At 49.5% G+C, this 12,912-nt stretch carries 7 protein-coding genes; 1 reads left to right on the top strand and 6 read right to left on the bottom strand.

Annotation, left to right across the window (positions count from 1 at the left end; all coding sequences use genetic code 11):
* The first annotated feature begins 590 nt into the window (after nucleotides 1-590).
* Nucleotides 591-1,154 (top strand): hypothetical protein, encoded by a 564-nt coding sequence (locus H3T92_RS08040; protein WP_198189867.1) that lies wholly within the window; start codon nucleotides 591-593, stop codon nucleotides 1,152-1,154.
* Between the two features lie 220 nt (nucleotides 1,155-1,374).
* Here H3T92_RS08040 and H3T92_RS08035 read toward each other — a convergent pair whose 3' ends face one another.
* From H3T92_RS08035 to H3T92_RS08010, 6 genes are all read right to left on the bottom strand, one after another.
* Entirely contained in the window at nucleotides 1,375-2,337 is a 963-nt protein-coding gene (locus H3T92_RS08035; RefSeq protein WP_198189865.1) for a hypothetical protein, read from the bottom strand.
* 1,401 nt (nucleotides 2,338-3,738) lie between these two features.
* A complete protein-coding gene (locus H3T92_RS08030; protein WP_198189863.1) occupies nucleotides 3,739-4,854 on the bottom strand; it encodes a reverse transcriptase family protein in 1,116 nt (371 codons plus the stop codon).
* Between the two features lie 227 nt (nucleotides 4,855-5,081).
* Nucleotides 5,082-6,374 (bottom strand): phosphoribosyltransferase-like protein, encoded by a 1,293-nt coding sequence (locus tag H3T92_RS08025; RefSeq protein ID WP_198189861.1) that lies wholly within the window; start codon nucleotides 6,372-6,374, stop codon nucleotides 5,082-5,084.
* Nucleotides 6,375-7,063: 689 nt separating this feature from the next.
* Complete coding sequence (locus tag H3T92_RS08020) at nucleotides 7,064-7,279, bottom strand: hypothetical protein (RefSeq protein WP_198189859.1); 216 nt, start codon at nucleotides 7,277-7,279, stop codon at nucleotides 7,064-7,066.
* 1,811 nt (nucleotides 7,280-9,090) lie between these two features.
* A complete protein-coding gene (locus H3T92_RS08015) occupies nucleotides 9,091-10,842 on the bottom strand; it encodes an amino acid ABC transporter ATP-binding/permease protein (protein ID WP_198189857.1) in 1,752 nt (583 codons plus the stop codon).
* On the bottom strand, nucleotides 10,826-12,706 hold the full coding sequence (locus H3T92_RS08010) for an ABC transporter ATP-binding protein/permease (protein ID WP_198189855.1): 1,881 nt from the start codon (nucleotides 12,704-12,706) through the stop codon (nucleotides 10,826-10,828). The genes H3T92_RS08015 and H3T92_RS08010 overlap by 17 nt, the downstream gene beginning before the upstream one ends.
* Nucleotides 12,707-12,912 lie beyond the last annotated feature (206 nt).

Below are 12,912 nucleotides of genomic sequence, written 5' to 3'. Positions count from 1 at the left end.
AAGTCCCTGCAGTTGGGCGCCTCCTCACTGCCATCCATCCGTTGTTGTTCTCGTAGTCCCCGGGCCGCATCTACAGGTGGTGAAGCCCAGTTGTCGGTGATGCAGATCGGTAAGGGTACCGGGGCTAGGCGGCATATCAGCGGCCTGCGCTACTGCGGTTCTAGGCGGTGTACCAGGTGTTCGCAGTCGATAGCGGCCGAGAGGGTGGACCAGCTGTCGAGGGGGCTGGACTGGTTCATGCATATGGACTCGGGAACGGCATCGGCCATCAGGTTCTGTTCGCCACATTCACAATCGGGCATTCCTTTGCTGACAAGCCGGATAAGGTGATGAACGCGTTGGGTCATGCCCGGAGCGCTCTGACAGCCGGTGGGTCCTGGAGCGGGATCCCGGAACCAGGGCGACCGGAGGAGATTCGGAGCCTGCGGCATGATCAGCACCGTCGAGGTCACCTGGAATTGCGACAGTGGCTACCATTTCCACCTGCACTGCCTGCTGCTTCAGCACCCCCTAGGGTATTCCGTCTGTATGGGCGATGGAAGAAGAGTCTGAAAGCCGACGATTTCGACTGCTCGCTTCAGGGGTTCTCGATGCTGCCGTTGACCAGTACCATCGCGATGTCCGACAGAATATCCAGGTATGTCAACAAGGCGGATGCCAGGCATGCGGCAGCAGAGATGCTCAACGACCAGGGCAAGCTTGGACGCGGTGAGTCGGTAGGGTTCTTCGAACTGCTGGCGTACCTGTGCCTTGATGAGAGGCTGGCCAGGTGCTGGTTCCCGCTCAGGAAGGGGGAAGATACCTCATGGGATGCTTCGGGGCTTCATGTGGTCAACAAGGCAACCAGCGAAACTACTTGGAGTAGTGCCATGGGGGGCGACCAGCAGTATTGGCGTGTGTTGCATTCCATCGAGAAGGTCATGAAAGGCCGTCGGGTGCTGAACTACAGTCATCGTTGCAGGAGGGAAGACTCGGTTCTGGATAGCCTGTGGAACAGGTTCCTCGACCATGCGCATGCCGCTGGGTCCAGCGATGAAGACATCACCCGGGATGATATGGGGAAAGGCAAGCTCGTCCAAGTTATCAGTGCCAAGACATGGCAATCGGAATTCGTCAATGATCCATCCAGGATAATCAGCCTCTTGAAACCATGATTTACACAGACCAGGCGTCAGATTAGTAGCATCATTATTCAATTGTAGAGACTAGAACCCAACCAGCAGCTATAGCCGCTTGGCAACCAATCATTTAATATGGGGAGGGAGGAACAGAAGTAGCTCATATCAAAACCTATCACCAAACTCTAATTCAGTTATAGAGTGGGTTCTAATCCCGATAAACAGGAGAAGAACCCGGATATTCTTCTAAAGAATATCAGAACTCTTGCTCACCAATGAATTGGTTGCCTTCCCAATGACCTGTAGCATTAGAACCATCTGTAGTTCCAACCCAAGTAGGGTGGCCGCCACCGCCAGTAGAAGGTGCAGGGGCAGAGCCACCACCGGAAGGAGCGCGGTAACCACTTCCACCAGAGGGAGAACTATAACCACCCCCGGAAGGTGCTCGATAGCCAGAACCGCCACTGTATGAAGAACCACCGCTTGTAGCAGCGCTCGCAGCTTGGGCTTGTGCAGCAGCAGCGGCATCAGCAGCATCCTGAGCGGCTTTAGCATTAACAGCATTGTTTACAGCCTGAGTTTTAGTATCAAGGGCGGTCTTGGCATCAGCGAAGGTCTTAAGAACCGATTTCCTGTCCTCAAGGGTCTTCTTGGCCGAGTCAAGGGTCTTGGTTAGTTCATCACGGGAGTGGTTCCCATCGGGCACCTTGCCGTTGGAATCAGCGAGGGTTTTGTCTGCATTACCGATAGCGTCGGAGAGCAGCTTGTGGGCCTTAGAAGTGTTCACGGCAAGCACCTTGGCCTTGATGGTCCTGACTTCTGCCTTCATTCTCGAGATCTGTGAGGTCAGGTTTTCGGTCGCCTTCTTCAGCTCCCCGGTGGATACATCCCCCGTTAGAGCGGTTTTAACACTGGTCTTCCTGCTCGATGCGGGTTTGGCGGTTTTCACGTCCCTGGACATGGCCAGGACCGTCTTAGCGTCGCTGACCTCTTCCTCTTTGATGGCAGAAGCGGACTTCACTTCGTCGGAGTCCAGGTATGAGCGGTATCGGCCCTCCTGGCTTGCATAGTCCCTCACCACCGCCCTGTATGACGTGAGGGCTTGATCGTGTTCCCGAACCGCGTGGTTATGCCACCACAATCCCCCGCCGCAGATGACGGCTACCACCAGCACCAGGACCACCACTATGACCGCAGGCCTGCGTCTCGAGGTGTCCACGCTCCCGTTTTCCTTCACAGTCGCCCTTCTCTCTCCACCGACGGCCATCCCCTGTTAACGGCCCGTCCTTGCCGTTGCAAACTTAGTGTGCCATGTACTGGATGCCGCGGCATTTTTATTATGTCATGCACACGTGCCCATGCGGACATGACATTCCTTTTGCTTGCTTTTTACTGTATCTGAAACTGAAATATATCAATGGCAGAAACTTCGAGTAGAAGTCGCTCATGTTGAGTCTTTAAGTCCCAGGTTTGTTCACTAATAGGTTACGACTTGATCTTCATTGACGAGAACCGTTGCAATTACAAGTAAAATTGTGAATGTACGGAGCCCGGCTAGCTCCACAGATTAATATTTACTGGCGCCTAAAACTGGGTTTTGTCCGTAACTACTTGATAAGGAAATTCAAATAAGAACATTCGCTTTGTTGCATTACGAGTGCAAGCAAGTCACGTATAAAGGTTATGAGAAAACAACACAAGCAGATGAAGCACTTGCCAGGAAAGAGCATCTGTGCTGGTGACATTCGCTGTTGTTCATTTCCTCCTCACTAACAAACTCATTATGTTAGTTACCTTAGATGAAAATCATCAAGAACATAAGGGCCAAATTTTACATCATTGGTCTATACCATTACATTCGCTGACACCTTATCAAGTGTTCATAATTAGATAGCGATCAATAACCATTGTTGATCGGCACAACCTAGAAAGAGCTATATAATGAATAATACAAAAGTTTAATATTTCTCAACTGAGACATTTATTCAAAATAGCGCAGCACTATATTGAAGTCAATTTTCACATAGAAAATATCTGTTTATTTCCCTTATTATTATTGTCATTGCAACAAACCATTATTGATTTTAACACCATAGTCTTGAAATCGGCTTCAAGTGAGTTCGTTTTCATAAGGCCGGTTTGAAACTGCACGGACGTTAGAAAACGTGCAATTCCAATTCCAATTCCAATTCCAAGCATATTACAAAGAATCGGTGCATTGTTGGAAGTAAATGTGAAAACTATTCCGTATGTCTCGATAGAAATCCAAAGGATTTACTCTTCTTAACATATAAATGTTACAGGAGGTGCAACCGACCTCACATATGTTAAACTTGTCGCTTTTTATATTGAACTTTGCTTTTTATGACGATATACAATAAAAGCTAAGCGAGTAACAATGCATCTAATTACAACTGCAAATCATGATATGCGGAATCTTTGTTATCAGACTGCCTGTAAAAACTAATATAGTTTCCAATTATTTTACTACCTGCCGACATCGATATTTCTTCATTTATACTCTTTGATTCCCAGAACAATACGGACACACATATTCGACACGCTGTATCATTTTGAAGGCCCAGATCCTATATTAATTCTCTGATGTATGACGAATCGTTTACAGATTATACCTACTCAAAGCTTCTCCCCACTGCTTTTTATATCTATCGCCCAGCTGAGAATCGATACCGTAAACAAATGCTATGCAACCATCAACATGATTTATAAAACTGAATATAGAATGATAATGCCGGTGTTGTACATGCTGCACCAAACCGAATTTTTTTACCCCGTGGATATCTGATTCAATTTGTTTGCGGAATCCACGCATCGGTTTGACACCTTGATCGGTAACCGTTAAGCCAAGTACTATTTTACGCGCACCTGGTGTTATTATATGCGTTTTCTTCTTTTGAAGAGAAAAACCTTCTTTATGAATGAAATTGTTAACACAAGAAATTATTTGCTGTGCTTTTTTCCGATTAAATGAATCACAAGTAGACAAGAAAATATCATCTGAATATCTTGAATAAGTGAACCTGTTTCTTATTGCCAAACGATTAATTTCTTCGTCAAGACCGTAACATACGATATTAGCCAATTTGCCACTTGTCGGGGCACCCTGCGGCAAGCAGCCACTTGCTCCATAAAGATAAGTGTGAATCACTGGATATTTATTTGCAACTTTCTTTATTGAATTAAAGCCTTGACTGCGTGTACATATCCGTGTCATCTCAAAGCTGACAAGCGAGGGATAACCGAGTTCTCTAAATACTTTATAAATGCGATTTTCCTTAATTGAATCAAAGAAATTTCTCAAATCCAGCTTAATCATCCATCTCATCCCAACATGAATCTTCGCGCATTTCAAAATACTTTTTCCATTTTCATAAGCGAAACTAAGTGGGTGTGTTTTCGCATCGCTTAGAACATAATCAAGAATCCAACGCTGAGTATCTTGCAGATGTTTTTCAGGGGCAGAGATAAGGCGAGTCCCCCCACTTCGCTTTTGTTGTTCTATCGTTTTATAAGGGTCAATTTTCCTACCTACAATTCTTCGGAGATAAGAATAATCGACATTAACTAACTTTGCGAAATGCTTTAATGACAGAATCGGTAATATGCCACAATCAAGCATACTCTGATACTGCCTAATGGAGGCTTCAATGGTGTCCTTATCTAGCCCTCTATGCTGGGCCTCCATTTGATACAGATGAGGAGAGAAAGAGATCACTTACTGTTTGACCTATGGTAGAGCGTAGCGAATGTGGAGGGTTCTCGAGAGCAGCCAGTCGCACTTCGTAGGCTGCTTGAACCCTCCACCTTCAGGCGTTCGTGAGATCGTACGCAGAAACTAATAAATGCGTTTCTGGGCTTTTGAACTTCTTTCCCGAGCAGTTTTAAATCGCCGCTCCCGGGCCAGCATATGCTAACCATCGCTAAGATCACTCTTACCTCCCCTCACCTCAGTTTCTGAGGATAATAGGATTCAATTGTTTTTTCAAATGCCTCTTGGGGATAACCATTGAATCTTTTATCCCTGTTTTTTGTTCGCAGACATTCTCTGTACTCCAATTGTCCCAGATTTGTTAGTTTATCTTTGTCGTCTATCAACCCCATGCATCTTAAAGTCTTAAATGACGATTCTATATCGGCTATAGGTAGACTCATCCTTGCTGATAACTCTTTTATGCCCAATCCTGCCCGAATAAATGCCAAAAGGAGGATCAACCGATTTACTTTCGGCCGTGTAGCTCTCGTGCTTGAATTGAGAATGCGGGAATAGTCTTTGAATCCTTCACCCAGCACCTCTCTTGGACTGGGTATTGCGGAACTTGCGGAACCACTCTGCATTTCTTTCCAGAGTGATTCGGGAAAGGTGCGGTGGTCAAAAAAGGGAATCCATTTTTTACCATTTTTTTTATTTCCGCATGGCCGTAAAATCCATGGCAAATTGTTTGGTACGTTCGGTTCAATAACAAATAAACTTTCGCTTCCCCGATAGCCTAGTGCTTCTGACATATGTTTTTTGGGCGTTGTATTCTTACAGAACTGCCTAATGACATCTTGTTCGAGTGAATCCCAGCCGCAAGTATCAAAAGTTCGTATGACTTCTACTCCATATAAAGAGTCAATAGGCGAATTTCGTGACATTGCTTTTTCGTATGCATTTATTGAATAAGCAAAAGCCACTCCAACGATACGAATATTATGCAAGGAACGCCAACTGCGAATCGTCGGATTACGGGTCCAGCATTTTGCATATTCGAGTAGCTGTTGGCCCGATGAAGAAATGTCAGTAAGAAGTGCTATAGTTTTACATTTTTTTTGCCGTAAATCATTAATTGACGAAATCGAAGATTGAGCTATCCAACGGTTACGCTGCGATCTATCGCTTTCTCTTGTAATGTCACGAATTAAGTTTGCAATCTCAGCCTCACTCCCAGGAGCTGAGCTCAGAGAATCATTAGGATAGCAATTTCTGAACATTTCAAAAGGCTCGTTTTTGCTCTGAATTGAAGGATGCGCAGCTTTTATATCCTCGAGAGATAATGCACCCACTAACAATACGGGTGACTCTATCTGTTGTTCTTTTAGGAGCCTTTTTAGACAACCCTCAAGCCCGAATCTAAACGTTCCAGTATCTATGATTCTTAGTTTATTAAGTAATTTCTTTGCTAATATTTGTTCAGACTTGTCAAAATTCGATATCCATTTTCTACCTGTCTCAGTTTCACTTAACAATTTCCCCATAGTCAAATCCTAAAACTTGCTACTTCAGATATCCAACCTACTTGTTTACCAGCTTACCACCCAGACAGCCCGCGGATCTCTCTACCCAATAGCGTTTGAAATATCAAAATAGTTCATTAGATCTCACGATGACAGCTAAAAAATAATGGATGAACACGAGTGCGACTTCAAACCCAAAAATTAAGGGCATTGCCGTCCTAAGCAAAACTCAAGACATGGGAGGCAAAGATTACTTCAAAAATACAATTTATATGATTTTCTTTTCCTCTTTCTGTTTTCCGGTCAATTATCACTGGCTTTAGAAAAGCCGCAGCTCTACAGTATTTCCTGTACTTTGTAGGCGCAAAATTAGAACTGACTCACACAACTCGTAACACGAAATTAAAGCTACCGATTTCATTCCTAAATAAGTCAGTAGCGATATTTGCGAATGAAGAACTATTGAATATTTCAATTCAACGGAAACTAATTGGATCGGCTTCCATCATCCCCTGTTTGCTCCATTCTTGCAACAGCAGTTTCGCAATTAAGGAGATTACTTTTATGGCAAAAGCCGTTTGAGAGTCTACACCAGCCGGAAAGGCGCAACTAGTTTAAGTGCAAATTCCAAGCTGCCCCAGTTCCTAACACATATTTAACTCCTGCTGAGTATATATCGTTTACTAATTTTCCTCCTTCATAGTCTGTATTTATGTTTTTTGCGCCAAATTCGTGTGCCAGCCAATGTGAATTAGCAGATTTAATTTCATTCTTTTATCTGCAGGTATTCCCATTATTATAAGAACAAATTCAGTCATAACTTCCAATAATTCCTTAGCAGCACCAATCACTAATGACCAAGAAGGAAAACTCAGGCGATACTTATAATTATACTGATGAGACTCCAGAAATTTTGAGTTCAACATAGACTGTTTTCCATGATGTCGGGTGTTCCAATAAAGCCACGCCAGATGGCATACGGAACCTATTGATCAGCAAGTACTCTCCTCGGCTCAATTCAACTTGAAACAAAAAATATTCTAAACAGTCTTGATGAGAACCCAGGCAACAACTACATATTCTCGGCGGCGCCGGAACAAGGAAGACCTTCTGCTCTTTAAAAATGCGACCGAGCTTGACATATGAGCGGACTGTGACCAATATAGACGATCCCGCTAACCGAAGAATCGTTCTTATCCTTCAAGGAATTTTGGGGATAAAGGAAAGGATATCGAAAATCGATATCACATGGCCGAAGTTGGAATATACAGCATAGGCTCCTCTATGGCAGAAGCTGTCAGAGCGTTGTCAGATCCCACTGAGGATATTTGCTACAGCACGAACCTTGCAGATGAAGGACACGGACTTCCTAGCTTCAAAGAAGGCGAGTTTGGGGAAAACTGATAATGGTTTCTGTACCCTATGATGCAAAAAATATAAGATTAAAGATCGCACTAGCAATACCATTGATTTCTCCTTTTCCGAATGCTTCAAAGGTGAGTTACCAGGTGGGTTGAAATATAGCGGTGAACCAGCTAACGACGATATTGATTTCTTCCATTACCTCAAAGGACAGGGCAAATCACAAATGTCGTAATCTGCTACAACCCTGACCAATGTGTCTATAGCGGTGCTATAGGGTAGGAATCAGATTTCCAATTTACTGGCAAAGAATGCAGATATCATGACATACAATTCAATTCTCACCGCCTGAAGCACCCATACAGAATTAGCCCCGAGAATCAGGATTCGAATTCCGGCACGTATTCCTTCAAGGGAATTCAATACTTTTTACAGCTCGATACCAACAGCGACTTCAACCATGTGAAGTGTTCAGACAAGAAACAAAAAGCGCAAAAGGTGAAAGCACTGATGCTTATTTCGGCATTGTCGACTCGATACTGGAACTATTTGAGTATGTTGACGAGAAAAGAGGCGGCATCCCGGATTGCATAATCGAGTAGTAGCAGACTACGCAGTTGATTGAGGCAGAAAAATCTTGACCAAAAGGTCTGGTTCGATACCGAGGAATCTGGCCGTGCGATAAACAGGTGGACAACGACACACAGAATGATTTTGTATACGACGAATCCTCTGAAGAGGAACATAAACACCAGGTGGGATCCATATTTGCCGCGCAGGGATAGGATCGCGACTATACAGGGGTAATAGTTGCACAAGATATTGGCTCTGACGAACAGCATGTACATGGCGTACCCGAAAACTAACTATGAGCATTCATCAGGTAGCATCTCTAAATCCGAAAAGGATCAGTACGGCGTTGAACATTACAATCAAGCTTTCGATCAACAAATACGCGGAATCTACTACGTCTTACTGACTCGGGGCATTCATGGCGTTAGGGTCTTTTTCCAAAACAAGGCTCTTGAGAAACATTTCAAGGATGTTATTGGTATTCATTAAACTGTTAACAATATCTACGAGCTTTGGTGTCGCGTCCCAGAGCAGCAGAGCTCGTAGATATCGCTGATACGCCTATAGCCAGAGCAGAGGACAGTACGACCTGGGTTTCAATGAATCAATATTGTCCTTATTACAAAATCAGTCACTGTATCGAATGACTTACCTTCCCAAACCTTGACCCACGAGGAAGCCCGCGGCCAGAATCATCTGCCCTTTGATTAACTGCTATGGTCGCCAATCTGCAGCGGCAACCATAAAGCATGTCTAAAAATCTGCACCAGCATTTATTGATTCTTTCACTCATACCGGGGGATCATGCAGAGATTAGTCTGCCGTCTTGCAGCGTCAGCAGACGATCAACCCTAGCTAGGATCGAAGGACGATGGGAGACGATCAGGCATGTACGGTCGCCCTTCCGCTCGATCAGCCTGGTCAGAACCCGGCCCTCTAAGAGGGCATCCATATTGCTAGTGGGCTCATCCAGGAGCATGAAGGGCACCGAGCTCAAAAAAACGCGAGCCAGGGCCACTCGCTGCCGCTGCCCCTCGGACAGGTCGGAGCCGTTGTCAGCAAGCAGATGATCCAAGCCGTCGGGCAGCTGGTCAATCAGATCATCCAAGCAGGCATCATGAGCTGCCTGTTCAATATCCTCCCTACTGGCATCGGGCCGGGCCAAGGCGATATTGTCTGCCAGCGTGAGACTGAATATATAGGTGTCCTGGCTCACCAGAGTCTGCTGGGCACGCAGGTCTGCAGTGCGAATCGTCTCGATAGGCAGGCCGGAAACCGTCAGATCCCCACCACTGCGCTCCTGGAACCTCATCAGCAGGTCGATCAAGGTGGACTTGCCAGCTCCGTTGGCACCCTGAATGCCGATCAGCTCGCCAGGCTTGATGGAAAGATCCAGACCGTCCAAAACCGAGATTCGACCATCATGTTCACCCGAGTCAGTCCTGCCCGTGTCAGTCTTGCCTGCGTAGGAGAAGGAAACTGCCTTGGCCTCTTCTCCGGTGAATTCCGTCAGGGGATTCCCATGACCAGATTCCACCTCGCGCACAGGTGGCTCCTTGTCCAAAAGCGAGAAGACCCGCCGAGCAGCAGCCAGTGTAGGCTGCAGGCCAGCACCTAGCCGGGCCACAGGTATCAAGGGAGCGAAGGAAGAGAGGAAACCGACCAGTCCGATTATTCCCCGTGCAGGATCCACCAACCCTGTCGAACCTAGATAGCAGGCCATCAGAGTGAAGACTCCAGCGCAGATCAGAGTGACTACGTTGGTGACCATATCGTTGGCAATGGTCCGCCCAGAGGTACGTCCCCTGGCATTCAGCATCTGGTCCGTGGCGGCTCCCACCCGACGGCGAGTGTTCTCTAGAGCGCCCAACCCCGTCAGCTCTGTGCGGCCCTGCAGGGTCTCCAGAAGCAGGGAATGCAGGCTGGCCTGGGCCGTCCGCTCCTGCATGGCCACCTTGAAGGTGGGCCTGGCGCTCAGGATGGGGATGAGCAGGCCGACGATCAGGTAGGAGACCAGGGCGGCAAGTCCCATCCAGGGTGAGAGCCAGGTGAGCAGGGCCAAATTGGCCAGAGAGGTCACCAGGGCGATGGCGATGGGCGAAAGCGTATGGGCGTAGAAAATCTCCAGCAGCTCGATGTCGTTGGTGATCACTGTCACCATGTCTCCGCGCGCCTGGTCCCGCAGGCCGGCCGGGGCCAGGGACCGCATCTTGTCGAAGACCGTCGTGCGGATGTCGCGGAGCATGCTGAAAGCCATCTCGTGGTTGTAGTACTGCTCCCCATAGGCCATAACACCTCGGCTGAGAGCAGTCAGAACCGCCACCAGAGCCCAGACGACCCACTGGCCATTCAGCGGCGGCCAGTCCGTGACCAGACCGATCAGGGCCGCAGCGGCTGCCATCATGCTCCAGACAGCAAAAAGGTGACCTAGGCTACCGCAGAGGATGGCCTTGCCCTCCGTACCAGCCAGAGGCTTCATCAGCCGGGCCATGCGGCGCATCATCGTCAGGTTGCTCGTCGTCTGCTGCTGCATGTCTTCACTCCCCGTCCTCATACTGAGCCTGCTCCTTCCACTGGGCCGCGAATCCGCCCCCGGCATCCATCAGATCTCGGAAACCGCCGCTCTCCGCCAGACGGCCCCCCTGCAAGAAGAGAATGGAATCGGCATTGCGGACCCCGGCCAGGCGGTGGGTGATGGTCAGGACCAGGGACTCCTTGCCCAGCGCGTCCATCAGGGCTGCCAGTGTAGCGTCATGCTCGCGGTCCACGGCGCTGGTGGCCTCATCGAAGATATAGACGGGGGAACGCCGCAGGAGCCCCCGGGCAATGGACAGGCGCTGCCGCTGCCCTCCGGATAGGTTGCCTCCCTCGGGGTCGATAGGAGCGTCCAGCCCGCCCTTGCTTTGGACAAGACCGGTCAGACCGACCTGGTCCAGCGCATCCTGCAGCTCCCAATCCGAGTAATCCAGTCCGGCCGGGTCCAGATTCGACCTGATGGTCCCGGTGAAGAGGTGATCGGTTCCCCGAACCACAGTCTGCAGGCCGACCAGATCCTCGCGCGACAGGTCGCTGATTTGGTGCCCGCCAATGGTCAGCTCTCCGGCATACCCCTGAAGGCGCCCGGATAGCAGGCCCGCCAAGGTGCTCTTGCCGGAGCCCGAAGCACCGACCAAGCCCACATGTCCCTTGGCAGGCAGATCGAAGTTCAGATCGGTCAGGGCCTGGAAGCCGTCAGGATAGGTGTAGGTCAAATCGCGAGCGCTGATGCCTAGCGAATCATCGCCAGACATATCCGCCTGATCCGCCTGCTTCGAAGCGGATTCCAAGTCAGACTCCCGAATTGCTTCCTCAGATGTTTCGAGACTCGCTTCCGGAGCCGTCTCCGAACCCGTACTCTTGCGTGACTCAGGAGTCGTCCCTGGAGCCGCCGACTTCTCGTCGCCCCCCTGCCGCGCTTGGAGAATATCGTCGATGGCCTTGCCCTGCTTGATGGCGACCATGCCGGAATGCATCATGTAGACCAGCTGGCGCTCAGGTGCAAAGAGCCGGACCCCAGCCAGGGCGACAACCAGACAGGACAGCACTCGAGAGGGCCCGCCCTGCCCGATCAGGACCGTGGCTGCCACCGCCAGAATGAGGCTGGTGTAGATGACCACGTCGGCCTTGATCAGCGAGCGCAGCTGCCCGCCAAGAACCCCCATGGTTATCCTGCGGAATCCCTCGGACTCCTCGGCCAGGTCATCAGCATGCCGCTGGTCTGCCCCGAAGATCTTCAAGGTGTTGAGCCCCCTCAGGGCATGCTCGAAGTGGACGCCGACCTTGTCATACTTGCGCAACTGGCCCAGCTGCACCTTGATGTTCTCGCCCATGGTGGGCTTGGATGCCAGGGGCAGAGCCACCATGCCGATCACGACGATTGCCGCAGCCGGGGGACTGACGGGCAGAAGGACGATCAGAGTCACGACCAGCATCAAGGCGGTCTGGACCAAGGCCGGAATGTAGGCCGTAAAATATGAGACGACCGACTTGACCCCCTCGGTCGAAAGCCTGGCCAGGGTCTGCGCCGGAACGCCCAGGTCGTCCTTCTGCGCATTGGGGTCGAACACAGACAGGTACAGGGCCTGGGAGAGCGCCTTGCCCATCCCATCGGCCAGCCGGGCACTGACGGACTTGGCGACCGCCTGGGTCAGGAGCCGAACCAGAATAAGCCCATCTATCAAGGCCGCCAGAGGTCCGGGCCGACCGGGCACCCAGGCAAGGGCATGGGGAACAGGCAGGCCAAGGGAACGGCCCACGGCCGCGATGGCCACCGGCAGGAGGAGCACCTCCGCCAACGCGCCGATCGTCTGCAGGAGGGCCAGCAGGAGGCTGGCGCCCATCCTGGCTCCCGGTAGATGAAGTAGTCGCTTGCTGATCATGCCTGTCCTCCGTGCCGCCTTTCTGATACGCCTCTCTCAGTGGACACTAACAAAATCCTCGCGCGCCAGGCAATACCCTGATTGTGAAGCACCGGCAAGAGACATAAAAAAATATCATTTACTTTCCCTCCCGGCCCTCCTAAACTTGACGGCACAACCTGAAATCGGCGGATATGGCCTAGGGCCGAGCGACCGCCACCCAGATG

The sequence above is a fragment of the Bifidobacterium sp. W8112 genome, from assembly GCF_016101425.1.
GTDB classification, from domain to species: domain Bacteria; phylum Actinomycetota; class Actinomycetes; order Actinomycetales; family Bifidobacteriaceae; genus Bombiscardovia; species Bombiscardovia apousia.
Note: the sequence above shows the minus strand (reverse complement) of the source record. Positions and strands in the feature narration are given on the sequence as shown.